Source organism: Paracoccus sanguinis, from assembly GCF_012689545.1.
Lineage (GTDB): Bacteria > Pseudomonadota > Alphaproteobacteria > Rhodobacterales > Rhodobacteraceae > Paracoccus > Paracoccus panacisoli.
On sequence record NZ_CP051542.1, the window covers coordinates 1,251,910 to 1,277,803 of the forward strand.

Consider the following 25,894-nt stretch of genomic DNA (forward strand, 5'->3'; position numbering starts at 1 on the left):
CCTTGACGCGTCTCATCGTCTCACGCCTGCTGACAGCACTACCCACGATTCTCGCGGCGCTGGCGCTGGTTTTCGTGCTCGTGCGTATTGTGCCGGGCGACCCAGCCATCGTCATCCTCGGAGACCAGGCCACCGCAGAAGCGTTGGCTAAGTTCCGCGCCGACAACGGTCTCGACCAGCCGGTCCTAGTACAGTTCGTCCAATTCATGACGGACGCGGTGCGCGGGCGGCTCGGCGTGTCGATGATCACGGGCCAACCAGTTCTGACCAGCATCCTACAGGTTTTGCCCTACACGCTCGAGCTAACGATCTGCGGCGTCGCGGTCGGACTGGTGCTGGGTGTGCCTCTTGGCGTTGTCGCAGCGCGGCGCCCGGGCGGCTGGGTGGACTGGGCGATCCGCACCCTGACGCTGGTCGGCCTGTCGATCCCGGCCTTCGTGTCGGCGGTGCTGATGCTGCTGGTGTTCGCGCTGCACCTGAAGTGGTTTCCGGTCATCTCGGCCGGCAAGCCGTGGACCGACGTGCCGGGGCACTTCCAGTCAGTCGCGCTGCCGGCGATCAACCTCGGGCTGGTGATGATGGCCTACGTCGCTCGCGTGACCCGCAACGGCATGTTGCGCTCTTTGGGCGAGGATTACATCCGCACCGCCCGCGCCAAGGGCGTGCCCGCCCGCCGCGTCGTCTGGAAGCACGCGCTGAGGAACGTGCTGCTGGGGATTGTCACCTTCACCGGCCTCTATTTCAGCGTCCTGATCGGCAACTCGGTCCTGACAGAGATCGTGTTCAACCGCCCCGGCCTCGGCAAGCTGGTGGTCAGCGCCATCGAGCGGCGCGACTACACCCTGCTGCAGGGGCTGACTATCGCCTATGCTGTGCTCGTTGTGGTTATCAACGCCGCCACCGACCTCACCTATGGCCTCATCGACCCGCGGGTGAAGACCGCATGAGCCACATTACCGCCCCGACCCCCGCCATGCCGCTCGCCCGCCCGGCGCGGAAGTGGCGCAGCCCCGAAATCGTCCTGGGCCTCGCCCTGATGGCGCTGCTGGTCGGCGCTGCCGCCGCGGCGCCGCTGCTTGCCACGCACGACCCGATCGCCCAGGACATGTTGGCGCGCCTCAAGGGGCCAAGCGCAGAACACTGGCTGGGTACCGACAACTTCGGCCGCGACACATTCTCGCGCATCCTCTACGGGCTGCGGCTGTCGATGATCGTGGCGGTCGCGTCGACGGCGCTGGCAGCAGTGCTCGGTGTCGCCGTCGGGATCCTGTCGGGGTTCCAGGGCGGCTGGATCGACCGCGGCCTCAGCGCGCTTAACGACGTGCTGATGAGTATCCCGCAACTGGTCGCCGGCATCATCATCGTCGCGCTGCTGGGGCCGGGGGTCGTCAACCTCATCATCGCGCTGGCGGTAACCGCGTTCCCTGCGTTTTACCGCATGGCCCGCGCCGAGGCGCTGTCGCTGCGCGAGCGCGAATACGTCGATGCGTGCCGCGTCCTTGGCTACAGCAACGCGCGCATCATGTTCCGCCACCTGCTGCCCGAAACGCAGAGCGAGTTGCTGGTGGTCGCGACGCTATGGATGGCGACTGCGGTGCGGACCGAGGCGTCGCTGTCGTTCATCGGCCTCGGTGCCCCGCCACCCACCGCGACGCTAGGCGGCCTCGTGCGCGCCGGCTTCGACAACCTGCTGCAGTTGCCCGGCCTGACGCTGTGGCCCTCGCTCGCCATCTTCGTGCTGATGATCGGCCTAAACATCCTCGGCGACGGCCTGCGGGACGCGGCCGACCCGCGGAGCGCCTCGTGACTGCCCCTGCACTCCAGGTGCGCGGCCTTCGTACGGCGCTGCGCATCACGGGCCGCTGGCACGATGCGCTGCGCGACATCGACCTAACCATTTTCCCAGACGAGACACTTGCGGTTGTCGGCGAGAGCGGCTGCGGAAAGAGCCTGCTGGCGATGACCATCCTCGGACTGCTGCCGCCTGTCGCGCGCCGGGCCGAGGGAAGCATTGCCATCGACGGCAAGCGTGTGGAAGCGCTGTCCGACGCCGAGTGGGAGGCAGTGCGCGGCGCCCGCATCGGGATGATTTTCCAGGACCCGATGTCGTCGCTGAACCCGGTCTTGACCGTGGGCGAGCAGATCGCCGAGCCGATCCGCGACCATCTCGGCTTGTCGGCGCGCGACGCGATGGTCCGCGCCCTGGCGCTGATGGAGCGGGTGCGCATCCCCTCGGCTGCGGCCCGCCTCGGCGCCTATCCGCACCAGTTCTCGGGCGGAATGCGCCAGCGGGTGATGATCGCCATGGCCATCGCCTGCAACCCGCAGGTGCTGATCGCGGACGAGCCGACCACGGCACTCGACGTCACCGTGCAGCGCCAGATCCTCGACCTGCTCGCCTCAGTGCAGGCTGAGCGTGGCATGGGAATCATGCTCATCACCCACAATCTCGGCATCGTCGCCTCGACGGCGCGGAGGGTGGTGGTCCTCTACGGCGGCGATCTCGTGGAATGCGCGCCGGTGGCCGAACTCTTCGCCGCCCCCCTGCACCCCTACACGCAGGCGCTGCTGGCGTCGCTGCCGCGAGTCGATTTCGACAGTGGCCCTCTAGAAGCGATCGCCGGCCGGGTGCCGCCGCTGACAGAACTGGCCGAGGGCTGCCGCTTCGCAAACCGCTGCCCGCACCGGATGCCGGTCTGCGACCGCAAGCCGCCGCTCGTCGCCTCGGGCGGCCATGCCGTGCGCTGCTGGCTGCACGTGGAGGGCGGGGAATGAGCGCTGTCCCCGACGTGTTGCGGGTCGAGGGCCTGCGCAAGACCTTTCAGGTGCGCGAGGGCTGGCCAGTGCCGCGCTCGCGCACGCTAGTGGCGCTCGACGGCGTGTCGTTCACCGTCGGCGCCGGCGAGGCGCTCGGCATCGTGGGCGAGTCCGGTTGCGGCAAGTCCACGCTGGCGCGAGTCATCATGCGCCTGACCCCGCCCGACGCCGGCAGGGTCGAGTTCGAAGGCAGGCCGCTGCTCGAGTTCGGCGCCCGTGCGCTCCGGCAGACGCGCCGGCGGCTGCAGATGGTGTTCCAAGACTCCGGCGCCTCGCTGTCGCCGCGCAAACGCATTGTCGACGCGCTGGCCGAGCCGCTGCGCGTGCACGGCATCGCGTCGGGCAACGGTGTCGGCGCGCGCGTCGCACAGGCACTCGAGGATGTGGGCCTCGCCCCCGACCTCGCCCGCCGCTTCCCGCATGAGTTTTCAGGCGGCCAGCGGCAGCGCATCGGCATCGCCCGCGCGTTGATGCTCGAACCCGCGCTGATCGTCGCCGACGAGCCCGTCTCGGCCCTCGACGTGTCGGTGCAGGCCCAGATCCTGAACCTGCTGCAGGACATCAAGCTGCGCCGCGGCATCTCGTTCGTGTTCATCAGCCACGACCTCGGCGTCGTGCGCCATTTCTGCGAGCGTACGGCGGTTATGTATCTCGGCCGGGTGATCGAGGTCGCGGCCTCGCGCGCGTTGTTCGACCAGCCGCTGCACCCCTACACGCAGCTGCTGCGACAGGTCTCGCCCGTCCCCGACCCGGGACGCGAGGAGCCACCGATGCTGGCCGATGGCGAGCCACCCTCGCCCGTCGACCCGCCACCCGGCTGCCACTTCCACCCGCGCTGCCCGTTCGCGACCCAGCGCTGCCGCGCCGAGGTGCCGGCGCTGCGCAGCGTCGCGCTCGGCCGCACCGCCGCCTGCCACTACGCGGAGCGCTTTCTCGAGGGTCCCCCGGCATGAGCGACGCTCTGCCGCACAGCGCCCACTGGGGCGCCTTCCAAGTCGCCCGCGACGCGAGCGGGGGCTTGCGCATCACCCCGCATCCGGCCGACCCCGACCCGTCGCCGCAAATCCAGAACCTCATTGGGGCACTCGACCACCCGCTGCGCATCCGTCGCCCGGCCGTGCGCCGGTCTTGGCTGACGGACGGCCCCGGCCCGCGCCCGCGTCCCCTGGACGAGCCCTTCGTTGAGGTCGCATGGGACCGCGCCGCCGCGCTGGCGGGGGCCGAGTTCACCCGCGTGAGGGAGACACGCGGCCCCGAGGGCGTCTATGGCGGCTCGTACGGCTGGGCCAGCGCCGGGCGTTTCCACCACGCGCAGAGCCAAGTGCACCGCTTCCTGAACGTGGCGATGGGTGGCTATGTGCGGTCGGTCAACAGCTATAGCGCCGGCGCAGCGTCCATGCTGCTGCCGCAGATCATCGGTCCGTTCGACCAGATCTCGCGCCATACTGTCACCTGGGACCAAATCCGCGACGACAGCGAGCTGATCCTGTCCTTCGGCGGCATGGCGCTACGAAACAGTGCCGTCGGGAACGGCGGCGTTAGCGCGCACGTCGAACACGATTCGATGCGCGCCTTCGCCGGCCGCGGCGGGCAGTTCCACCTGTTCGGCCCGATCCGCGACGATCTGCCCGCCGACTGTGGCGCCGTCTGGCACCCGACCCGGCCCGGAACCGACACCGCCGTCATGCTGGCGATGGCCCACGTTCTCATTACCCGCGGGCTGGTGGACACTTGTTTTGTCGAGCGCTTCACAACCGGCTTCGAAGTCTTTCGGGAGGAGGTGCTGGGCCACCGCGACGGCCCGCCCAAAACGCCGGAGTGGGCCGAGGCGATATCCGGCGTGCCCGCCACGTTGATCGCCGAGTTGGCGCCCCGCCTTGCCGCGCACCGCAGTCTGATCGTGCTGTCGCACTCGATGCAGCGGTCCGAGTTTGGCGAGCAGCCGCTATGGGCGGCCCTCGCGCTGGCGGCGATTGCGGGGCATATTGGCCTGCCCGGAGGCGGCTACGGCTACGCGGTCGGCAACATGGGGCACACTGCCCGCCGTCGCGTGGCCGTCGAAATCCCGACCATGCCGCAGGGTCGCAACCCCTGCCCGGCCTTCATCCCGGTTGCGCGCATCTCTGACATGCTGCTGCACCCAGGTGAGCCGTTCGACTATGACGGCCGGACGCTGACCTACCCCGACGTCTCGATGGTGGTCTGGGCCGGCGGAAATCCATTCCACCACCACCAGGACCTCGCCCGCCTCGCTCGCGCCTTCGCGCAGCCCGATACGATCGTGGTCCTCGACAACGTCTGGACCGCGAGTGCGCGAGCGGCGGACATCGTCCTGCCGGCCTCGATGACGCTCGAGCGCAACGACTTCGGCGCCACCCGCAGCGACCCGCGGCTGATCGCTATGAAGCAGGTCGCGACGCCGGTCGGCGAGGCACGCTCGGATCATGAGATCCTCGCCGACATCGCCGACGTCATGGGCCGGCGGGATGCGTTCACCGAGGGGCTCAACGTCGACGGCTGGCTGCGCCGGCTGTGGCGTGCGACGCAGGACGACCTTGCGGCGCAAGGACACGAGGCGCCGGATTTCGACGCCTTCTGGGCGAAGGGGGAGCTGACGCTGCCGCTGCTGCCCGACGACGGCGGCTTTATCGCCCGCTACCGCGCGGACCCGAAGGCGTACCCGCTGCGCACCCCTTCGGGCCGCATCGAGATCGCCTCGCCCACGATCATGGCGCACGGGCTCGACGATTGCCCCGGCTACCCGGCCTGGCGCCCGCACCGCCGCCCGCCCACGGCCGAGGCGCCGTTCATAGTCATCGCCAACGCCCCCGCCGGGCGGCTGCACAGCCAGCTCGACTTCGGGCCGGTCAGCGTGGCGGACAAGGTCGCGGGGCGCGAGCGGGTGCGCATCCACCCAGACGATGCGGCACTGTTGGGCGTGATGGACGGCGACGTGGTCCGGCTCGAGAACACCCAGGGCGCCTGCCTCGCCGGCGTCGCGCTGTTCGACGGGTTGTTGCCTGGGGTGGTGCAGCTACAGACGGGCGCCTGGTTCGATCCTCAGCCCGACCCCGAGGGACGCGCCCTTGCCTTCTGCGCGCACGGCAACGCCAACGTGTTGACGGTAGACGCCGGCACCTCGCGACTCGCGCAGGGGTGCACCGGGCAGATCACCGTCGCCGCCATCCGCCGCCTGTCAGCGCCGCCGCCGCCGGTGCGTGCATTCGAGCCGCCCACCCTGATCCCGCCATCGGAGCACGAGCCAGTATGACCGCCGCCGCAGCGACCGCCGCCCACTACCGCGACATCGCCACCCGGGTGTCGATCGAGACCCGCCCATTCATCGGCGGCCGGCACGTCCTGCCCGCGTCCGGCGAGACGCTGGCGACGCTCAACCCTGCCACAGGCGCAGTGCTGGCCGAGATTCCGGTCTGCGGCCAGACCGAGGTCGAAGTCGCCGTACAGGCCGCCCGCGCTGCCTTCGACGGCGGCAGCTGGTCGCGCTGCGATCCCGCGCATCGCGGCGAGGTTCTGCAGCGCTTCGCTGCGCTGCTGCGCCAGCACGGCGAGGAACTCGCCGTGCTTGAGAGCCTCGACAGCGGCAAGACCATCACCGACTGCCTAAACGAGGTAGTGCATGAGGTGCCGCGCTTCTTCGCGTGGTACGGCCAGCTGGTAGACAAGAGTTTCGGCAAGGTCGTCCCCACCGGCGAGACCGCGTTCTCGGTCATCGTGCGCGAGCCGATCGGCGTCGCCGGGTTAATCGTGCCGTGGAACTTTCCGCTGCTGATGGCTGCTTGGAAGCTCGCGCCGGCGCTGGCGGCCGGATGCTCCGTCATCTTGAAGCCGGCCGAGCAGACGCCATTGACCTCGCTGCGCCTCGGCGCGCTGGCGGCCGAGGCCGGCATCCCGGACGGTGTGCTGAACGTGCTGCCGGGGCCGGGCGAAGTCACCGGCCGCGCGATCGGCCTGCATTCGGACATCGACGTGGTCTCCTTCACCGGTTCGACCGAGGTCGGCGCGCACCTGCTTCGCTATGCCGCCGACAGCAACCTGAAACCGGTCGGGCTTGAGCTCGGCGGCAAGAGCCCGCTCCTCGTCCTCGAGGACGCCGAGATCGGCGACGGGCTGCTGGATGCGGCGATCAGCGCGGCGTTTTGGAACGGTGGGCAGAACTGTTCGGCCAACATGCGCCAGATCGTGCACGGCGCGCGCCATGACGAATACCTCGCGGCGCTGCTGGCCCGTGCGCGAGAGATCGTGCCGGGCGACCCGCTCGACCCGGCGACGCGCATGGGGCCGATGGTCACGGCCGAGCACCGCGACCGCGTCATGGGCTACATCCGCACCGGCGTGCGCGAGGGTGCGAAGCTGCTGATGGGCCAGTCCGACACGCCGCCGGGCGAGGGCTTCTTCGTCCCCCCGGCGCTATTCGGCAACCTTGCCCCGTCGATGACCATAGCGCGCGAGGAGATCTTCGGCCCGGTCCTCGGAGTGATCCGCGCTGACTCGGACGACGAGGCGCTGGGAATCGCCTGCGACACCGACTACGGGTTGCACGCCTCGCTGTTCACCCGCGACGTGACCCGTGCCCTGACCCTCGCGCGGCGCCTACCTGCCGGGACGGTGTCGGTCAACACCTTCAGCGAAGGCTCGATCGCTACCCCCTTCGGGGGTTATCGCAAATCCGGCTCACTCGCCCGCGACAACGGCACCGAAGCGCTGGAACAGTACCAGCAGGTCAAGACCATCTGGATTGCGCTGCAATGAGCCCGCTCGATATGCCGCTCACGACCAGCGTCCCGGTCGCCCCGTTCATTGGTGACGCCGCTCTGCCGGCGCAGGTGGAGGTTGCCGTTATCGGCGGCGGCATCATCGGCGTCTCGACTGCGCTGGAACTGGCCTCGCGCGGGGTGAGCGTGGCGCTGTGCGAAAAGGGGATGATCGCAGGCGAACAGTCCAGCCGCAACTGGGGCTGGGTGCGCCAGATGGGCCGCGCCGAAGCAGAAATCCCGCTCGCCATTCGCAGCATCGAACTGTGGCGCGGCATGGCCGAACGGATCGGCGCCGAGGTCGGCTATCGGCGCAGCGGCATCATGTACATGGCCTTCACCCGCCGCGACGAGGCGACCTGGACGAACTGGCACGCGGTCGGCCAGCGTGCCGGTGTCGAGACGCAGCTCCTCTCGCCCGCCGAGGTCGCGGCGCGGCTTCCGCAGCTGGCGCGCGCGCCGCGCGTGGCGCTATGGTCGCCCTCCGACGGCTGCGCTGAGCCTTGGCTCGCCGTTCCGGCCATGGCCGAGGCAGCGCGCCGCGCGGGCGCGCGCATCCTGACGGGCTGCGCCGTGCGCGGGGTCGAGACGGCGGGCGGTCGGGTCAGCGGGGTCGTGACCGAACGCGGCCGCATCGACTGCGCGCAGGTGGTGATCTGCGGCGGGGCGTGGACGCGCCTCTTTGCTGGAAACATGGGTATCGACTTCCCGGCGTTGAGGGTGGTCGGCACCGTCGCTCGGGTTGAAGGCGTCAGTGGCTTGCCCGATCATCCTCTGGGGACAGAAGATTTTTCGTTCAGGCGCCGCCGCGACGGGCAATACACCCTAACCCTACGTAACGCGAACATCGCCGACATCCTTCCCGACAACTTTCGCCTGATGGCGCAGTTCCTGCCGCAGTTGCGGCTCAACTGGCGCGAGTTCAAGCTACGCTTTGGCCGGCCGTTCTTGGACGACCTCCGCATCCCGCGACGATGGGATTTGGATGGCCCGACAGTGTTCGAGACAGAGCGCATCCTGGACCCTAAGCCGTCGCCGGCGTTCCTGCGGCAGGCGATGGCAAACGCCAGTCGGGTCTTTCCGACGTTTGCCAAGGCGCGCATGACGGCCGCCTGGGCGGGGGCGATTGACGTCACCCCCGATGCCGTGCCGGTAATCGACCGACTGGAGGCGCTGGACGGAGCGTACGTTGCATCCGGCTTTTCGGGCCACGGCTTCGGCATCGGGCCCGGGGCGGGCGAGCTGATGGCCGACCTGATTACTGGCCAAACCCCGCGTATCGATCCGTACCCGTATCGATTTTCACGCTTTTCAGGATCGGCGGTTGATTGATGGCAATCTAACACTGGTGGGACACAGCTATGCGGGAACTGCGCGACGGGGAGTGTCAGAACGTGCGTCTCTCCCAAGCGTCGTTCCCTACATTCTCGGCATGACCCAACTCGCGCCCCGTTTCACTATCTCAAGACTGCTATGTCCTTCGCGAGCGCGGAATCGACCGACTCGAGTTGGCCCCATCGAACAGGATATCGGTGTATGCCAACTTTGCCGTAAGCAAAATGTGTTCGGTCGGAAGCGCCGCGACTTCGGAAGGCCCCGCACCGGTGTAGACCATTGCCAGAATGATAATCCGCGCTTCCCGGTTAGACCATTCAACGCCCCCTCCGCCAGCAGACGGGTCGTGATCCAGTCCTCGCTGGAAGGCGGACCGGTATTCCGATGGCCCTCCTTCAACGAGAGCTTTCACAGCGGAACTGTCAACCCGAATTGCTCGCGCTCATCAATCGTCTCCATAATGTTTGTGAGATAGCCGATTTCCTGGCCGGCGCTGGTCGCGCGGGTCTTGCCTTCGAGCGCGGCCCGCCCAGCACCGAAAGGCCAACAGGTCTGCACGCGTGATCTCACGCAGGGTTTGTAGGTAAGATGGTGACGAAATTACGCACCGCCTTGCGCCGCGGATTGGGCCGAATGCGTCGCTGATCGTCAGACATACCCACAGTCCGGTCAGCTTCCGACGCCCATAACAGGTTAAGCGCGCCGGCAACTGTGAGCGGGGGCTCACCCGCCCCGGGCAGCAACGCCCGCGCCTCGATCTCATCCGGCGCGCGCGCAGCGCTGTTGATGGCCGTAACGCGGTCGAGGAGTCCGCGGACCGGCAGATTGGCCACCCCCACGGCGGGCAGTTACGCACACCGCGTGCTACCGCGAGGCCCGATCCACGCCGAGACGCTGTTGCGCTTCGGCGTTCCAACCCTGAAGCCTTGTCTCCCACGCCGTGACCGGCTCAGCCCAGTCTGCATCCGAACTGCCCTTGGCTACGCTGAGGCTGTCGATCTTCAGCGCGACCCGCAAGGTCTCACGGGATTCGATGTCTCGGCATCTCGCAGGCGCGCGGCGGCGAAGGTAAGGGCTGCCCTTCTTGCCTTGGGAATGGATTGATCCTTGGTAAAACTCCGCCGCTCATCGCCATGATATGCAGCAAGATTTGTAGAGGGTTCCGTAGCAATTCGAACCGCGTGATGACTAGATAAAACTCATACTGCACAATAGCTTTAAGCTCAGTCACGGATGGATTTTGGAGCGGGTGATGGGAATCGAACCCACGTATTCAGCTTGGAAGGCTGCTGCTCTACCATTGAGCTACACCCGCGCCCGCCCGGACTAGCGCAGCCCCGCCTGCGGCGCAACCCGGCCTGCGGCGCAACCCGGGCGGCGTGCGGCGCGTCGCGCAGGCTCTCACCGGCGCAACCGAGGTCGGCGCGCTTGACCGCTCGCATGGCTGCGGGCAGTCAGGGCGCCATGATCGACGTCCGCCCCGTGATCCACGCGATTTCCAAGCTCGCCATCGTCATGGGCGTGATGATGGCCGCGCCGGCGGCGGTGGACTGGTCGGCGGGCGCCGCGAGCTGGCGGATCTTCGCCGCGACCGGCGCGGGCACGGCGCTCGTCGCCTGGATGGTGATGCTCGCCACACGGCATGAGGGCCGCACGCTGACGCTCGAGCAGGCGTTCCTGCTGACCTCGGGCCTGTGGCTGGTGCTGCCGGTCATCGGGGCCATGCCGATCCGCGCCGCGGTCGCCGGCGCCGGCTTCACCGACGCCATGTTCGAGGCGATGTCCGGCCTCAGCACCACCGGCGCCACCGCCTTCCCCGAACTCGGGGCGCTGAGCGACGGGGTGCATCTCTGGCGCGGGCTGCTGCAATGGTCGGGCGGGCTCGGGATCGTCGTGGTGGCGATGGTGTTCCTGCCGGTCATGCGGGTCGGGGGGATGCAGTTCTTCCGCTCGGAAGGGTTCGACACGATGGGCAAGGTCATGCCGCGCGCGGGCTCGATCGCGGCCGAGATGACCGAGCTCTACCTCGGCATCACCATCCTCTGCGCGATGATCTACGCCGGGCTGGGGATGAGCGGGTTCGACGCGGTGATGCACGCGCTCACCACCTGCTCGACCGGCGGGTTCAGCAACCTCGACGCAAGCTTCGGCGCCTTCATCGGCGCGCCCGAGGTCGCCGCGACGGTCTTCATGATCCTCGCCTCGCTGCCTTTCGTGCGGATGGTGCAGGCGATGCACGGCGATTTCGCCCCGCTGTGGCGGGACAGCCAGATCTGGACCTTCCTCGCCATCATCGCCGTGGTCTGCACGCTGATCGTGATCTACCAGTCGCTGTGGCTGGACGTGCCGCCGTCGCCGGGCCTGCTGCGGGAGGTGGCCTTCAACGTGGTCACGATCATGACCGGGACCGGCTATGCCTCGGTCGACGTGACCCAGTGGGGGCACCTGCCCTTCGTGCTGCTGATCACCGTGGGGCTGATCGGCGGCTGCACCGGGTCCACCTGCTGCTCGGTCAAGGTGTTCCGCTATCAGGTGCTGTTCCAGGCGCTCAGGGCGCAGCTCGCGCAGATGCAGTCGCCGAACCGGGTGCGGCTCTTGAGTCTGCAGGGGCGGCGGCTCGACCCCGAGGTGGTCAACTCGGTCATGGCGCTGTTCACGCTGTTCGTGCTGACCTTCGGGGTGCTGATCGTCGGGCTGGCGCTGACCGGCCTGCACCCGCGCACGGCGCTGACCGCGGCCTGGACCGCCATCGCCAACGTTGGCCCGGCCTGGGGCCCCGAGGTCAGCGGCAACGGCAGCGTGGCGAACTTTCCCACGACCGCCAAGTGGCTGATGATCGTGGGGATGTATCTCGGCCGGCTCGAGCTGATCACCGTCTTCGTGGTGCTCATGCCGCGGTTCTGGCGGCAGTAGTCAGTTCGCCGGGGCCGGCGGGGTGTCTTCCGCATGGGCCTCGCCCGCGGCGGCGGCGTCCGTCGCCGCGCCCGAGGCCTCTGCCGCAGCCGGCTCGGCCGCTTCGGGGACCGCGGTGGGGGCGAGGCTGTCGAGCATCTCGCCCGCCACCCGCGGCTGGTCGGCGGCATCCATCTTGGGCCAGATCAGCACCACGCCCTCGACCCGGCCGTTTTCGACCCGCGCCTCGGCCTGGCCGATGTGGGTCTCGTTCTCGCCCTTGAGGCGGGCGTGGCCGGGATCGATCTTGCGCTCGGGCGCGGGCACCCAGCCCAGCGCGGTGACGAGGCCGGTGAAGTCCAGCATCTCCTGCTGCCCGCCCGGCGCGGCATAGAGGATCAGCGCCGCGCCCGAGCCGTCCTTCGGCCCATAGATCGACATCCCCTGCTCGTTGCGGTCGAACTGCAGCCGGTCCATCGGCGCCATGACCGACAGCCCGGTCTGCGGATCGTCCAGCCGCGTCAGCCCCATCTGCGCGTTCCACGCCACGCGCCGGTCGATCAGCGCCTGCATGGCGCTGGCGGCATCGGGGGCGGCGCGCAGGCCGAGGACCTCGGCGGCGATGGCGGCCTGGGTCTGCGGGCCGTCCTTGCCGTCGATGCGGCCCTCATAGTGCCCCGCCCAGCGCAGCGCGCGCTGGATGTCGATCAGCGCCGGCATCTCGGCCGTGCCGGGCCCGGGCAGGTCGATGGGCTGGCCGGCGTCGATCGCGGTGCCCAGCTCGGACGCCGGCAGCACCGCGCCGGGGCGGCCCACCCGTTCCGCATTGCGGAACGCGGTCAGCCATGCCGCCGCCGCCTCGGGCGCCAGCGGGCCGAGGGTGATCGCATAGCCGCCGTCCGGCTGCTGGTAGAGCCCGGCCTCGGGGAAGTCGCTGCGCCAGGTCTGCAAGGCGGTGTCGGCGGCCTCGCGCGTGTCGAAGCGCTGGAGGCGGAGGTACTCGCCCGGGGCCGGGGCGGTGGGGGCGGTGGGGGCGGTCGACGTTCCCGCGCCATCGGCCGGAGTGGCCGCCACCGTGTCCGCAGGCGGCGTGTCCGTGGTCGGATCGGTCGCCTCGGGAGGGTCCGCCGCGTCGGGCGCGGCGGCCTCGCTCGCGGGCGGCTGGGCCGGACTGTCGGCGGCGGCCTCCGGGCTCGCCGTCGCGTCCGCACCGGGCGCCACGAAGGTCGAGGCACCCGCCGCCGGGTTCCCCGCTGCCATCCCGTCCGCCGCCATCCCTTCAGCCGGCGCCGCACCCGCGTCGGGCGCCGCCGCAGCCACGATCTCGGCCGGGGCGGGGGCGATGAAGCTGTCGCCAGGGATCTCGCCCGCCGCCTTCAGCCGCGCCATCTCGGCCTCGGCGGCGGCACGCTCCATCGGGCCGAGGCCGATGCCGGTCCAGCCGCCAGGCAGTTGAAACGCCACGACATTTGGGAACCGGCCCGCCCAGGCGGCGATCGCCGCCTCGCTCTCGACGCCGCGCTTGGCCTCGATCCTGAGCACCACCGGCTCGGCCAGCGCGGGTGCCGCGACCGACAGCGCCACGACGACGGGCAGGGTGGCGGTCATCAGTCTGGCAAGCGTGCGCATCGGGCGTCCCCATCAGGTGCGGGCAGATTGACCCGCCCCCGGCCGCATCCTATGAGCGGCCTGCATTCGCGCCAGTTATGCGAAAGGACGCCGCCATGACCAGCCCCCAGCCCGCTGCGGCCGCTTCACAACCGCGTCCCCCCTCGCCCGCCGACGCGAACCGGCCACGCTGCTTCCAAGACGTGATCCTGCGGCTGCAGAGCTATTGGGCGGCCACCGGCTGCGCGATCCTGCAGCCCTACGACATCGAGGTCGGCGCCGGCACCTTCCACCCCGCGACCACCCTGCGCAGCCTCGGGTCGCGCCGCTGGGCCGCGGCCTATGTCCAGCCCTCGCGCCGCCCCACCGACGGGCGCTACGGCGAGAACCCGAACCGGCTGCAGCACTATTACCAGTATCAGGTCATCATCAAACCGTCGCCGCCGGACCTGCAGGACCTCTACCTCGGCAGCCTGCGCGCCATCGGGCTCGACCCGCTGGTCCATGACGTGCGCTTCGTCGAGGACGACTGGGAAAGCCCGACGCTCGGCGCCTGGGGCCTCGGGTGGGAGGTGTGGTGCGACGGGATGGAGGTGTCGCAGTTCACTTATTTCCAGCAGGTCGGCGGCCACGACTGCCGCCCGGTGTCGGGTGAGCTGACCTACGGGCTCGAGCGGCTGGCTATGTATGTGCTGGGCGTGCAGCACGTCATGGAGATGCCGTTCAACGACCCCGATGCGCCGATTCCGCTGACCTACGGCGACATCTTCCGCCAGACCGAGCGCGAGTATTCGCGCTGGAACTTCGAGCAGGCCGACACGGCGATGCTGTTCCAGCACTTCAAGGATGCCGAGGCCGAGTGCGACCGTATCCTGACCGCCCCCGAGGAAGACGCCGCCGGCCGCCGCATCCCGATGGCCCACCCGGCTTATGACCAGGCGATCAAGGCGAGCCACCTCTTCAACCTGCTCGACGCCCGCGGGGTGATCTCGGTCACCGAGCGGCAGGCCTATCTCGGCCGGGTCCGGGCGCTGGCCAAGCGCTGCGCCGACCTGTTCGTGACGACCGAGGCGGCGACCGGCGTGACCGGTGACGCCCGCACCGCCGGGGCGGACGGCGCGGCCACGGTGGCGACGTCGGCAGCCGACGCCGGGCCGGATGCCGCGACGCCCGCGGCTGTGGCGGCCCAAGAGCCGGCCACAACCGCCCCGGCCACCACCGCCCCGGCCACCGGCGCCCCGTCCACCGGCGCCCCGGCCGCCGGGCACACCCCCGCGGCCCCCGGCACGGGCAACGCCGACCCCGCCCCACGCGGGACGACCCCATGACCTCCGGCAAGATCATGGCCTCGATGCTGGTGCTCGTCGCGCTGCTCGCCGGCGTTGCGGCGTGGTATCTGCAAGTCTACGGCTTCTACGACGAGGTGGACGAGATCACCGGCGCCGCCGACATCGTGGTGACCCGACCCGATGGCACGACCCACCCGGTCGCGGTCGCAGGCTTCCGCGCCATCGACGCGACCAGCTCGCCCATCCGCTACCGCGCCTGCATGACGCTCGACCCGGCCGAGGTCGCCGACGCCGCCCCCTACCCCGCCGCGACGCCCCTGAACGGGCCGGGGTGGTTCCAGTGCTATTCGGCCAAGGCCCTGACCCTCGACCTCGAGGCCGGCCACGCCCGCGCCATCCTCGGCCAATCCGAGGTCCGCCCCGACGTGGACCGGGTGCTGATCGTCTATCCCGACGGCCGCGCCTTTGCCTGGCACCAGCTGAACGACAAGACGCCCGCCCGCGGAGTGATGGACTGATGGACCTGCTGATCGAGCTGTTCTCGGAAGAAATCCCGGCCCGGATGCAGCCGAAGGCGCGCGAGGACCTGAAACGGCTCGTCACCGACGGGCTGATGGACGCGGGCCTGACCTATGCCTCGGCTGGGGCCTTTTCCACGCCGCGCCGCCTCGCGCTGGCGGTCGAGGGGCTAAGTAGTGCGAGCGCCCCGGTCCGCGATGAAAGGAAAGGTCCCCCCTTAGAGGGTAGGGACGAAGCCATTGTAGGCTTCCTTCGAGGTCTAGGATTTGAAGCTCCGAAAGCGTGGTATGAGCAGACGATAAAAGAACTTCGTGAAGGCCATGTTCTCGATTCCGGCAATACGCTCGTAAGGGCTGGAGAGGTTAAAGGAAAACGGGTTCTTATCGCCACCCTTCATTATCCTTCGCGCTCTGCCGCCGAGATCGTGGCCGAGGTGCTGGAGCGCGTGATCCGCGACTTTCCCTGGCCCAAGTCGATGCGCTGGGGCTCGGGCAACCTGCGCTGGGTGCGACCGCTGCACTCGATCCTCTGCCTGCTCAGCGACGAGGCGGGGGCGCAGGTCGTGCCGGTGGAGGTGGACGGGATCGCCGCCGGCAACACCACCCGCGGCCACCGCTTCATGGCGCCTGACGCCTTTGCGGTGACCGGCTTCGACGACTACGCCGCCAAGCTGCGCCGCGCGCGCGTCATGCTCGACCCCGCCGAGCGCGAGGCCGCGATCCGGCAGGAGGCCGCGAACCTCGCCTTTGCCCGCGGGTGGGAGATCGTGCCCGACGACGGGCTGATGACCGAGCTCGCCGGGCTGGTCGAGTGGCCGGTGCCGCTGATGGGGGTGATCGAGGCGCGCTTCCTCGACCTGCCGCCCGAGGTGCTGCAGACCTCGATGATGGAACACCAGAAGTTCCTGTCGGCCCGCAACCCCGCCACCGGGCGGATCGAGGGCTATGTCACCGTCGCCAACATCGAGACCCCCGACCACGGCGCGACGATCCTCGCCGGCAACCAGCGGGTGCTGGCCGCGCGGCTGTCGGATGCGGCGTTCTTCTGGAGCAACGACCTGCGCGAGGCGAAGGGCGGGATGGCGGGCTGGGCCGAGGGGCTGAAGGCCGTGACGTTCCACGCGAAGCTCGGCAGCCAGGCCGACCGGGTGGCGCGCATCGCCGCGCTGGCCCGCGAGATCGCGCCCGCGGTGGGGGCCGACCCCGATCAGGCGGCGCGGGCTGCCGAGATCGCCAAGCTCGACCTGCGCTCGGCGATGGTGGGCGAGTTCCCCGAGTTGCAGGGCACGATGGGCCGCTATTACGCGCAGGCCGCGGGGCTGGGCGAGGCCGTGGCCGACGCCGCCCGCGACCACTACGCCCCGCTCGGGCCGTCGGACGCAGTGCCCTCGGCGCCGGTGTCGGTGGCGGTGGCGCTGGCTGACAAGCTCGACACGCTGACCGGGTTCTGGGCCATCGACGAGAAGCCCACCGGCTCCAAGGACCCCTTTGCGCTGCGCCGCGCGGCGCTGGGGGTGATCCGGCTGGTGCTGGGGAACGGGGTGCGCGCCCCACTCACGGCGTGGATCGCCGCCGGCGATGCGGCGCAGCAGCAGGGCGATGAGGCGCAGAATCAGGCTCATGCCGCCGAGCCTAGCGCCCAATCCTTGACGAACCGTCACCACGACCTCCTGTCCTTTCTCCACGACCGCCTCAAGGTTCACCTGCGCGACCAGGGCATCCGCCATGACGTGATCGACGCGGTGCTGGCCATGCCGGGGAACGACGACCTGACCCTCGTGGTCGCCCGGGCCACGGCGCTCAACGCGATGCTGGCGACCGAGGATGGCACCAACCTCCTGCAGGGGCTCAAACGCGCCGCCAACATCCTCGCCCAGGCCGAGGCGCAGGACGGCGTGGAATACAGCTTCGGCGCCGACCCCAAGTTCGCCGAGACGGACGCCGAGCGCGCGCTCTTCGCCGCCCTCGACGCCGCCGAGCCGCAGATCGCCGCCGCCGTCCGGGCCGAGGACTACCCGGCCGCGATGGCCGCCATCGCGGCGCTGCGCGCGCCCATCGACGGGTTCTTTGAGGCAGTGCAGGTCAACGCCGACAACGCGGTGCTGCGCCGCAACCGCCTGAACCTGCTGCACCGGATCCGCGAGACCGGCCGCCGGATCGCCGATTTCGGCCGAATCGAGGGCTGATCGCGGCTTCCCCTGCGGCGGTTCTCACCTATCCTCGGGCGAGGCCCAGCAGGGACCGGGGGCGCCCTGCCCCCGTCCCCGGGCACGACAGGAGCCGCCATGACCGACTTTGCCGCCACCCGCGCCGCGTTCCACCTGCCCGAGGGCGTCACCTACCTCGACGGCAACTCGCTGGGCCCGATGCCGGTGCGCGCGGCCGAGCGGGTCGCGGCGATGATGCGCGACGAATGGGCCGAGATGCTGATCACCGGCTGGAACCGCGCCGGCTGGTACGTGCAGCCGCGCCGGGTCGGCGACCGCATCGCCCGGCTGATCGGGGCCGGCGCGGGCGAGGTCGTCATGGGCGACACGCTGTCGATCAAGGTCTTCCAGGCGCTCAGCGCGGCGCTGACGCTGACCCCCGGCCGGCGGGTGATCCTGTCGGACAGCGGTAACTTCCCCTCGGACCTCTACGTGGCCGAGGGGCTGGCGCGGACCGTGGGGGCCGAGCTGCGGGTGGTGGCGCCCGAGGCGGTGGCGGGGGCGATCGACGCCGATCTGGCGGTGCTGATGCTGACCGAGGTGGACTACCGCACCGGGCGGCGGCACGACATGGCGGCGCTGACCGCGCAGGCACACGCGGCGGGCGCGCTGACGGTCTGGGATCTCGCGCACTCGGCCGGGGCCATCGACGTGGACCTGCGCGGCGCGGACGCGGATTTCGCCGTCGGCTGCACCTACAAGTACCTCAACGGCGGGCCGGGTGCGCCGGCCTTCATCTGGGTCCACCCGCGCCATGCCGAGGCCGCGCGGCCCTGCCTGCAAGGCTGGATGGGCCACGCCGCGCCCTTTGCCTTCGACCCCGACTACACCCCCGCGCCGGGGATCGAGCGGATGCGGGTCGGCACGCCGCCGGTCATCGCGCTCGCCGCGCTCGAGACGGCGCTCGAGGTCTGGGACGGGGTCGACATGGCCGACCTGCGCGCCCGCTCGGTCGCGCTGACCGAGGCGTTCATCGCGGGGGTCGAGGCCGAGTGTCCGGGCGTCACCCTGCACTCCCCGCGCGACCCCGCGGCGCGGGGCAGCCAGGTCGGGTTCCGCCACCCCCAGGCCTATGCGGTGATGCAGGCGCTGATCGCCCAAGACGTGATCGGCGACTTCCGCGCCCCCGACGTGCTGCGCTTCGGATTTGCCCCGCTCTACAACGGGATGGAGGATGTGGCGCGCGCCGTGGCCACCCTGTCCGACATCCTGCGCACCGGCAGTTGGGACCGCCCGGAATTTAACCGCCGGGCCGCCGTCACCTGACCGGGGCGCGCCCGCCCCGCGACGGGCGCGCGACGTTCACGCTCGGTTCATTCTCTTCCCAATTGACGGGTTCCCTTTGAGCCGCGGGCGTGGCATAGGAATGCGGAGATTGAAAGGCGCATTTCATGCGATCCGGATTTTTGCTGCTGCCGCTGTTGCTCGCGGCCGGGGTGCCGCTTGCGGCCGAGACCCCCTCCGCCCCCTCCCCGCCGGTCGCCGAGGCTGCGCCGCAGGCGCCCGCCGGGGGACCGCTGCTCGCCGTCGAATACGTCCCGGTCGAGACCCGGCCGCTGACCCTCGGGGTGCAGCTCACCGGCACCATCGGCGCGCAGGACAGCATCGATTTGTCCTTCCCGAACGGCGGCCGGATCACCGAGATCCTGGTCGAGGCCGGGAACCGGGTCAGCGCCGGGATGCCGCTGGCGCGCACCGACGCGGTCCAGCAGCAGCAGGCGCTGAACCAGGCCGAGGCCGGGGTCACCGCCGCCGAGGCCGCCGCGCGCCAGGCCGGGCAGGCGGCCGAGCGCGCCGACGAGATGCTGCGCCGGGGGGTGGGCACCCGCGCCGCCCGCGACGCCGCCCAGCAGGCGCTGTCGGCGGCCGAGGGCCAGCTTGAAAGCGCCCGCACCCGTGCCGATCAGGCGCGCCGGGCGCTGGACGACGCGGTGCTCAAGGCGCCCGAGGAGGCCGTGGTCACCGCCCGCACCGCCGAGCCCGGGCAGGTCGTCGGCGCCGCGCAGCCGATCCTGTCGCTCGCCGCGCTGACCGGGCTCGAGGCGGTGTTCCGGCTGCCCGATTCGCCCCGGCTGGACGCGTGGAAAGGGGCGCAGGTGAGTCTCAGCCCCATCGACCACCCCGACCGGCGCCTCAACGGCACGGTCAGCGAGATCGCGCCGCTGGTCGATCCGGCCACCGGATCGGTCGCGGTGCGGGTTGCGATCGACGGCCCGCTTGACCCCGCGCTGCTCGGCGCGGCGGTGGTGGGCACCGCCGAGGTGCCGGCCGGCGAGGGGATCGAGCTGCCCTGGACGGTGCTGACCGTCAGCGGCACCTTGCCCGCCGTGTGGCGGATCGGCGCCGACGACCGCGTGGCCATCGCCCCGGTCGAGGTCGAGCGCTACGAGACCGGCGTGGTCGTGGTCCGCGCCGGCGTGACCTCGGGCGAGGTCGTCGTCGGCGAGGGCTCGCAGCTCATGTATCCGGGCCGCCAGGTCCGCCGCGGGACACCCCGGCCATGAGGGCGGCGTGGGTTCTCTGCGCGGCGCTGCTTGCAGCCGCCGCGGGGCCGGCGGGCGCGCTCGAGCTGCCGTTTTTCGGCCGCGGCGAGGCCGAGGCGCCGCCGCCCGCCCCGCCGCGCCCGGTGGTGACCGAGTTCGCGGCCGATACCGCCGCCTTCAACCGCTCGATCCCGGGGGTGGTGGCGGCCGTGACCGAGGTGCGCATGGCGTTTCAGACCCTCGGGCGGATGACCGCCCGGCCCGTCGACGTGGGCGACCGGGTGGCGCAGGGCGACCTGCTGGCGCGGCTCGCGCCCGAGGATCTCGAGGGCGGCGTCCGCGCGGCCGAGGCCGCCGTCGCCGCCGCCGAGGTGAACCTGACGACCGCCGAGAACACCGCCGAGCGCGCCCGCGCGCTGGCCAGCCGCAACGTCGCCTCGACCGCGCAGCTCGAGCAGGCCGAGCAGGGGCTCGCCGCCGCGCAATCCGCGGTGGCCCAGACCCGCGCCCAGCTCGAGAGCGCCCGCAATGCCGAGGGGTTCGCGGTGATGACCGCGCCCATCGCCGGGGTGATCTCGGATGTGCAGGCGGCACCGGGGGCGGTGGTCGCGGCAGGGGACCCGATCATGACACTTTCATCCGAAGACCGGCTCGAGGCGCGGATCGACCTGACCGAGACGCAGCTGCGCGGCCTCGCGCCCGGCGACCCCTTCACCATCTGGCGCGACCCGGCGACCGAGGCGGGGCGCGCCGAGGCCGAGGGCGCCGAAGTGGCCGACCCGGCGCAGGCCGCCTCGGCCGCGACCGCCCAGACCAGCCCCCCGGTCGAGGGCATCGTCAGCCGCATCGCCCCGGTCGCCGACGCCCAGACCCGGCTGCGGCGGGTGCACCTCGCCCTGCCGATGGCGGTGGGCGAGACCTCGGGGCTCAGGATCGGCAGCCTGATCCGCGCCCGGCGCGCCGGCGCCGACGCGCTGCGGCTGACCGTCCCCGCCGCCGCCGTGGTCGTGGGGCCGGAGGGCGGCGCGGGTGTCTGGACCGTGACGCGGCAGGGCGAGGGCGGAACCGTGGCGCTGACGCCGGTGACGCTCGGCGCGACCGAGGGCGGCCGGACCGAGGTGACCGGCGGCCTTACCCCCGGGGCCGAGGTCGTGGTGCGCGGGGTCCACTCGCTCACCCAAGGACAGGCCGTCGGGCCGAGGGTCGCGCCATGATCCGCCGCCGCAGCTTCAACCTCTCGGACTGGGCGCTGCACCACCGCTCGCTGGTGTGGTTCCTGCTCATCGTGTCGATGGTCGCGGGGATCATCTCGTATCGCAGCCTCGGCCGCGAGGAAGACCCCAACTTCACCATCAAGGTCATGGTGATCTCGGCCGCCATGCCCGGCGCCACCATCGGCGAGACGCTGGACCAGGTCACCGACCGGATCGAGACCAAGCTCGAAGAACTGGACGAGCTCAAGTTCACCCGCTCGGTCACCATGCCCGGGCAGGCGGTCGTCTATGTCGAGCTGCTCGACACCGTGCGCGGCGGCGACGTCGCGCGGACGTGGCAGCGGGTCCGCAACATGATGGGCGACCTGCGCCCCGAGTTTCCGGCCGAGTTCGCGGGCTTCCAGTTCAACGACAACTTCGGCGACGTGTTCGGCAACATCTACGCCTTCACCGCCGACGGCTTCACCCAGCGCGAGCTGCGCGACCGGGTCGAGGCGATCCGCAAGCAGGTGCAGGGCCTGCCCGCCGCCGGCAAGACCAGCCTTCTGGGCGTGCGCGAGGAGCAGATCTACCTCGAGTTCTCCTCGACCCGCCTCGCCGCGCTGGGGCTGCGGCAGGAGCAGGTGGTCCAGACGCTCGCCGCGCAGAACGCCATCGCCCAGTCGGGGATCGTGCAGGCGGGGCCCGAGCGGGTGCTGGTCCGCGTCGGCGGCCAGTTCGACACCGCCGAGTCCATTGCCGCCGTGAACCTGCGGATCGGCGACCGGTTCTTCAACGTGGGCGACGTGGCGACCGTCACCCGCGGCACGGCCGACCCGCCCGCGGCGCTCTTCCGCTACAACGGGCAGGAGGCCATCGGCCTCGAGGTCGCCATGCGGCAGGGCGAGAACATCCAGACCTACGGCGCCCAGCTGGACGCGATGATGCAGACCATCGCCGCCGACCTGCCCATCGGCATCGAGATGCACAAGTTCGCCGACCAGCCCCATGTGGTGACCGAGGCGGTCGGCCATTTCGTCAAGGCGCTGGCCGAGGCGGTGGGGATCGTGCTGCTGGTCAGCTTCGTGAGCCTCGGGTTCCGGGCCGGGTTCGTCGTGACGCTGACCATCCCGCTGGTGCTGGCGATCACCTTCGTGATCCTCGACATCTGGGGCATCACGCTGCAGCGCATCTCGCTCGGCGCGCTGATCATCGCGCTGGGGCTGCTGGTCGACGACGCGATGATCGCCATCGAGACGATGATCTCGCGGCTCGAACTGGGCGAAAGCCGCAGCGAGGCGGCGAGCTATGCGTGGACCTCGATCGCTTTCCCGATGCTGTCGGGGACGCTGGTGACGGTCGCGGGCTTCATCCCCATCGGGCTGAACAGCTCGGCGGCGGGCGAGTTCACCTTTTCGCTCTTCGTCGTCATCGCCGTGTCGCTGCTGGTGTCGTGGATCGTCGCGGTGCTCTTCGCGCCGCTTCTGGGGGTGACGCTGCTGCCGGCGAAGATGGCCCATCACGCCGGCCGCGCCGGGCCGCTGCGGCGGGCGTTCCACGTCATGCTGCGCGCCGCGATGCGGTTCCGCTGGGCGACCGTGATCGCCACGGCGCTGATCTTCGTGGGCTCGGTCTGGGGGATGCGCTTCGTCGAGCAGCAGTTCTTCCCGACCTCGGACCGCACCGAGATCATCATCGACGTGACCGAGCGCCACAACGCCTCGATCGCCCGCACCGACGCCTCGATCGCCCGGATCGACGCCTTCCTGAAAGCACAGCGCGAGGCGAAGTTCTGGACCAGCTACGTCGGCCGCGGGGCGCCACGCTTCGTGCTGGCGATGGACGTGCCCACCCCGGGGCCTTTCATGGGGCAGGTGGTGATCCAGACCGCGAACCTCGTGGACCGCGACGCGCTCAAGGCGCGGCTGAACGCCTGGGCCGCGACCGAGATGGTCGGCACGGATGTCTATGTGAAGAACCTCGAGATCGGCCCGCCGGTCGGCAAGCCGGTGCAGTACCGGGTCAGCTCGAACGACCTGAACGAGGCACGCGACGCGGCCCGCGGCCTTGCCGCGGTGATGGCGGCCGAGCCCCGGCTGCGCGACATCTCGCTCGACTGGAACGAGCCGGCGCGCGTGGTGCGGGTCGAGGTCGATCAGGACCGCGCCAGGCAGCTCGGCCTCTCCTCGACCGACATCGCGGGGGCGCTGGCGGCGCTTTATTCCGGCAAGGGGGTGACGCAGCTGCGCGACGGGATCTTCCTGATCGACGTGGTGGCGCGCGGGGCCGAGACCGACCGGCAGTCGCTCGATTCGATCCAGAACCTAGAACTGGCGACGACGACCGGCACGCCCATCCCGCTCGCCGCGCTGGCGCGGTTGAGCTATGAGACCGAGCAGCCGCTGATCATGCAGCGCGACGGCCGCCCGACCGTGACCGTCAAGGCGGCGGTGGCGACCAAGGACCAGCCCGCGACGCTGGTCACGGCCCTGACGCCGGCGGTCGAGGCCTATGCCGCAACCCTGCCACCCTCGGTCCAGATCGTGATCGGCGGGACGGTGGAAAGCTCGGGCCAGAGCCAGGCGCCGATCGCGGCGGTGGTGCCGGTGATGCTGCTGATCATGGCGACGCTGGTGATGATCCAGATGCAGAGCTTCCGGCTGTCGCTGATCGTCTTCGCGGCCGCCCCGCTGGGGCTGATCGGTGTGGTCGCGGCGCTGGTGCCGTTCCGGGTGCCGATGGGGTTCGTGGCGATCCTCGGCATCCTCGCGCTGATCGGCATCCTGATCCGCAACTCGATCATCCTCGTGCACGAGATCCAGGCGCTGCTCGCGCGCGGGCGGTCCAAGTGGGACGCGGTGTTCGAGGCCTCGGACAGCCGCGCCCGCCCGATCCTGCTGACTGCGGCGGCGGCGAGCCTCGCGCTGATCCCGATCTCGCGGCAGGTGTTCTGGGGGCCGATGGCGTTCGCGATGATGGGCGGGATCATCGCCGGGACGCTGATCACGCTGCTGTTCGTGCCGGCGCTTTACTGTGTCGTGTTCGGCGTGCAGCGGCCGCAAATGGAGACAGGCGGGCCGGGGGCGCTGCCCCCGGACCCCCGGGATATTTAGGTCCAGCCCGAGGAGGGCGGGGCGAGCATCCCCGGCAGCGCCGCGACGAGGCCGGGCCAGCCGCGCGGGCGCCAGCCCAGGGCGTCGAGCCGCGCGCAGCCCATCTGCGAGACGGGCGTCTCTGCCCGCGGCGGGGGGGCGTGGGGGCAGCCGGTGAGGCGCTGCACCTCGGAGAGCAGGTCGTGGCGGTCGACCAGCAGGTCCGAGACGTGGAAGCTGCCCCGGCCCTGCCGGTCGAGCACCAGCGCCAGCGCGGCGGCGAGGTCGTCGCCGTGCACCTCGGTGCCCCGGCGGGGGGCGACGGGGCGGCCGGCGCGGTAGTCGGCGAACAGGCCTTCCCATTTATGCCCCGCGCCGGGGCCATAGATGCCGGTGGCGCGCAGGCTGGCGGTGGCGAAGCCGGGGGCGTCGAGGGCGGCGAGGCCGGCCTCGGCCTCGGCCTTGACGCGTCCGTAGAGGCTCGCGGGCAGGGGCGGGGTGCCGTCGGGCAGCGGGGTGCCCTCGGGTCGGCCGTCATGGACGGCGCGGGACGAGAGGAACACCACCTGCCCCACCCCCGCCGCCTTGGCCTCGGCAAAGAGCCGCAGCGTGGCGTCGCGGTTCAGCGCCACGAAACGGTCGGGGTCGTCGCCCTCGCCGCCCCGGTATTTCCCCGGGACATGGGCGAAGGCAGTGTGGACCAGCGCTGCGCAGCCTTCGAGCGGGGCCGGCTGGCCGAGCCGCCAGCCGGGCAGCGGGTCCACCTCGTGTCCCGCCGCCGCCAGCCCGCGGGCGAGGAAGCGCCCGACGAGGCCGCTCGCGCCCGTCAGCGCGACCTTCATGCGGGGTCGGGCACGGCGGGGTTGGGCAGGCTCCGGCTGTCGGGCACCGGCCCATCGCCGGCATAGGCGCGCCAGAGGTCGATCAGCGGCGCCAGCCGGTCGGCCTTGGCGTGGTCCTGCCACGGCTTCTCATACTGGAAATGCAGCACCCGGATGTCCGCCCACGACCACAGCGCGGGCAGGTTGAACCACACATATTGCAGCATGTTGTCGAACACCGGCAGCCCGTGCCAGTCGGGGAAGGCCGCCTGCAGGAAGGTCTGGTCAGTGCGCCGCCAGAACGCGCCGGGCACGTCGAGCTGCGCCATCAGCCGCTCGAACGTGGCCGGATCGGGCCGGGCGGTGAACACGCCCGAGTTCATCCGGTGGAAATCCCCCAACCCTTCGTAGACGTTGGGGGCAGCGCAGAGCTCGGGGTAATCGAACAGCCGGTCGATTGGTTGCAGCACCAGCGTGTCGGCGTCGAGGAACACCACCCGCTCGTAGTCCAGCTGCCACAGCCGCAGCTTGGCGAAATTGTCGAGCGGGGTGTGGAAGGCGGGCTTCTCGCCCCTGGTGAAGGGCGCGAGGCCGTGGATGCGGTCTCGCGCGTGCGCGGCGTTGAAGGCGTCCGAGGTCGGCAGCAGCTCAACCCGGACCAGCCGCGGATCGAAGGCCCTGAGCGGCGCCAGCGCCGCCTCGGACACGCCGCCGGTGTGCATGACGCACAGATCGGCGCGCGTTCCGGTCAGGCGCAGCGAGCGCAGCAGCGCCCGCGCGCCCAACGCGAAGTCGTCGTTGGTGACGAGCGTCACATAGGCGTTGCGCGCGCCCCGGTCGCGCGCCGCGTCGAGCCCCTCGGGCAGC

Annotated in this window: 17 protein-coding genes, 1 tRNA gene and 1 pseudogene; 15 read left to right on the plus strand and 4 right to left on the minus strand. The window is 70.8% G+C overall.

Annotated elements, in window-relative coordinates; all coding sequences use genetic code 11:
* Positions 1-2 precede the first annotated feature (2 nt).
* Genes HGN31_RS06040 through HGN31_RS06070 form a run of 7 tightly spaced genes read left to right on the plus strand, consistent with a single transcriptional unit; the run spans position 3 to position 8,921 of the window.
* Positions 3-947, plus strand: coding sequence for an ABC transporter permease (locus HGN31_RS06040; protein ID WP_211096344.1), 945 nt, complete (start codon positions 3-5; stop codon positions 945-947).
* A complete protein-coding gene (locus tag HGN31_RS06045; RefSeq protein WP_244961150.1) occupies positions 944-1,807 on the plus strand; it encodes an ABC transporter permease in 864 nt (287 codons plus the stop codon). Before HGN31_RS06040 ends, HGN31_RS06045 begins: the two co-directional genes overlap by 4 nt.
* Positions 1,804-2,775 carry an ABC transporter ATP-binding protein gene (locus HGN31_RS06050; RefSeq protein ID WP_168782644.1) on the plus strand — a complete coding sequence of 324 codons (972 nt, stop codon included), beginning with the start codon at positions 1,804-1,806 and terminating at the stop codon, positions 2,773-2,775. The genes HGN31_RS06045 and HGN31_RS06050 overlap by 4 nt, the downstream gene beginning before the upstream one ends.
* Positions 2,772-3,770, plus strand: coding sequence for an ABC transporter ATP-binding protein (locus HGN31_RS06055; RefSeq protein WP_168782645.1), 999 nt, complete (start codon positions 2,772-2,774; stop codon positions 3,768-3,770). Before HGN31_RS06050 ends, HGN31_RS06055 begins: the two co-directional genes overlap by 4 nt.
* Entirely contained in the window at positions 3,767-6,088 is a 2,322-nt protein-coding gene (locus HGN31_RS06060) for a molybdopterin-dependent oxidoreductase (protein WP_168782646.1), read from the plus strand. Before HGN31_RS06055 ends, HGN31_RS06060 begins: the two co-directional genes overlap by 4 nt.
* Positions 6,085-7,587: an aldehyde dehydrogenase gene (locus HGN31_RS06065; RefSeq protein ID WP_168782647.1), complete on the plus strand. Its 1,503-nt coding sequence runs from the start codon at positions 6,085-6,087 to the stop codon at positions 7,585-7,587. Before HGN31_RS06060 ends, HGN31_RS06065 begins: the two co-directional genes overlap by 4 nt.
* Positions 7,584-8,921 carry an NAD(P)/FAD-dependent oxidoreductase gene (locus tag HGN31_RS06070; protein WP_244961151.1) on the plus strand — a complete coding sequence of 446 codons (1,338 nt, stop codon included), beginning with the start codon at positions 7,584-7,586 and terminating at the stop codon, positions 8,919-8,921. Before HGN31_RS06065 ends, HGN31_RS06070 begins: the two co-directional genes overlap by 4 nt.
* Before the next feature lie 1,244 nt (positions 8,922-10,165).
* On the opposite strand, the gene HGN31_RS06075 is transcribed toward HGN31_RS06070, so the two are convergent.
* A tRNA-Gly gene (locus tag HGN31_RS06075) sits at positions 10,166-10,239 on the minus strand.
* Positions 10,240-10,388: 149 nt separating this feature from the next.
* On the opposite strand from HGN31_RS06075, the gene HGN31_RS06080 reads away from it, so the two are divergent.
* Complete coding sequence (locus tag HGN31_RS06080) at positions 10,389-11,837, plus strand: TrkH family potassium uptake protein (RefSeq protein ID WP_036734907.1); 1,449 nt, start codon at positions 10,389-10,391, stop codon at positions 11,835-11,837.
* Here HGN31_RS06080 and HGN31_RS06085 read toward each other — a convergent pair whose 3' ends face one another.
* Positions 11,838-13,445 carry a peptidoglycan-binding domain-containing protein gene (locus HGN31_RS06085; protein WP_168782648.1) on the minus strand — a complete coding sequence of 536 codons (1,608 nt, stop codon included), beginning with the start codon at positions 13,443-13,445 and terminating at the stop codon, positions 11,838-11,840. It abuts the gene before it with no gap.
* A gap of 95 nt (positions 13,446-13,540) precedes the next feature.
* Here HGN31_RS06085 and HGN31_RS06090 point away from each other — a divergent pair.
* The 7 genes and pseudogenes from HGN31_RS06090 to HGN31_RS06120 form a co-directional block, all read left to right on the plus strand.
* Positions 13,541-14,497, plus strand: a pseudogene (locus HGN31_RS06090) (glycine--tRNA ligase subunit alpha); the annotation flags it as partial.
* Between the two features lie 251 nt (positions 14,498-14,748).
* Positions 14,749-15,231, plus strand: coding sequence for a DUF6446 family protein (locus tag HGN31_RS06095; RefSeq protein ID WP_036708955.1), 483 nt, complete (start codon positions 14,749-14,751; stop codon positions 15,229-15,231).
* A complete protein-coding gene (glyS, locus tag HGN31_RS06100) occupies positions 15,228-17,417 on the plus strand; it encodes a glycine--tRNA ligase subunit beta (protein WP_168783837.1) in 2,190 nt (729 codons plus the stop codon). The genes HGN31_RS06095 and glyS overlap by 4 nt, the downstream gene beginning before the upstream one ends.
* Positions 17,418-17,516: 99 nt before the next feature.
* Complete coding sequence (kynU, locus tag HGN31_RS06105) at positions 17,517-18,704, plus strand: kynureninase (RefSeq protein WP_168782649.1); 1,188 nt, start codon at positions 17,517-17,519, stop codon at positions 18,702-18,704.
* Positions 18,705-18,829: 125 nt separating this feature from the next.
* Positions 18,830-19,942 carry an efflux RND transporter periplasmic adaptor subunit gene (locus HGN31_RS06110; RefSeq protein WP_074826556.1) on the plus strand — a complete coding sequence of 371 codons (1,113 nt, stop codon included), beginning with the start codon at positions 18,830-18,832 and terminating at the stop codon, positions 19,940-19,942.
* Positions 19,939-21,135 (plus strand): efflux RND transporter periplasmic adaptor subunit, encoded by a 1,197-nt coding sequence (locus tag HGN31_RS06115; protein WP_168782650.1) that lies wholly within the window; start codon positions 19,939-19,941, stop codon positions 21,133-21,135. The genes HGN31_RS06110 and HGN31_RS06115 overlap by 4 nt, the downstream gene beginning before the upstream one ends.
* On the plus strand, positions 21,132-24,227 hold the full coding sequence (locus HGN31_RS06120) for an efflux RND transporter permease subunit (RefSeq protein ID WP_168782651.1): 3,096 nt from the start codon (positions 21,132-21,134) through the stop codon (positions 24,225-24,227). The genes HGN31_RS06115 and HGN31_RS06120 overlap by 4 nt, the downstream gene beginning before the upstream one ends.
* On the opposite strand, the gene HGN31_RS06125 is transcribed toward HGN31_RS06120, so the two are convergent.
* Together HGN31_RS06125 and HGN31_RS06130 are read right to left on the minus strand one after the other, a co-directional pair.
* Entirely contained in the window at positions 24,224-25,048 is an 825-nt protein-coding gene (locus tag HGN31_RS06125; RefSeq protein ID WP_168782652.1) for an NAD-dependent epimerase/dehydratase family protein, read from the minus strand. The two genes, HGN31_RS06120 and HGN31_RS06125, sit on opposite strands and share 4 nt — an antisense overlap.
* A complete protein-coding gene (locus HGN31_RS06130) occupies positions 25,045-25,893 on the minus strand; it encodes a glycosyltransferase (protein WP_168783838.1) in 849 nt (282 codons plus the stop codon). The genes HGN31_RS06125 and HGN31_RS06130 overlap by 4 nt, the downstream gene beginning before the upstream one ends.
* Between the last annotated feature and the right edge of the window lies 1 nt (position 25,894).

Bases quoted from the DNA above. Each gene is read 5' to 3' on its own strand.
- HGN31_RS06045 (WP_244961150.1), top strand. From the start codon at position 944: ATGAGCCACATTACCGCCCCGACCCCCGCCATGCCGCTCGCCCGCCCG.
- HGN31_RS06055 (WP_168782645.1), top strand. From the start codon at position 2,772: ATGAGCGCTGTCCCCGACGTGTTGCGGGTCGAGGGCCTGCGCAAGACC.
- HGN31_RS06060 (WP_168782646.1), top strand. From the start codon at position 3,767: ATGAGCGACGCTCTGCCGCACAGCGCCCACTGGGGCGCCTTCCAAGTC.
- HGN31_RS06065 (WP_168782647.1), top strand. From the start codon at position 6,085: ATGACCGCCGCCGCAGCGACCGCCGCCCACTACCGCGACATCGCCACC.
- HGN31_RS06070 (WP_244961151.1), top strand. From the start codon at position 7,584: ATGAGCCCGCTCGATATGCCGCTCACGACCAGCGTCCCGGTCGCCCCG.
- HGN31_RS06080 (WP_036734907.1), top strand. From the start codon at position 10,389: ATGATCGACGTCCGCCCCGTGATCCACGCGATTTCCAAGCTCGCCATC.
- HGN31_RS06085 (WP_168782648.1), bottom strand. From the start codon at position 13,445: ATGCGCACGCTTGCCAGACTGATGACCGCCACCCTGCCCGTCGTCGTG.
- HGN31_RS06095 (WP_036708955.1), top strand. From the start codon at position 14,749: ATGACCTCCGGCAAGATCATGGCCTCGATGCTGGTGCTCGTCGCGCTG.
- kynU (WP_168782649.1), top strand. From the start codon at position 17,517: ATGACCGACTTTGCCGCCACCCGCGCCGCGTTCCACCTGCCCGAGGGC.
- HGN31_RS06110 (WP_074826556.1), top strand. From the start codon at position 18,830: ATGCGATCCGGATTTTTGCTGCTGCCGCTGTTGCTCGCGGCCGGGGTG.
- HGN31_RS06115 (WP_168782650.1), top strand. From the start codon at position 19,939: ATGAGGGCGGCGTGGGTTCTCTGCGCGGCGCTGCTTGCAGCCGCCGCG.
- HGN31_RS06120 (WP_168782651.1), top strand. From the start codon at position 21,132: ATGATCCGCCGCCGCAGCTTCAACCTCTCGGACTGGGCGCTGCACCAC.
- HGN31_RS06125 (WP_168782652.1), bottom strand. From the start codon at position 25,048: ATGAAGGTCGCGCTGACGGGCGCGAGCGGCCTCGTCGGGCGCTTCCTC.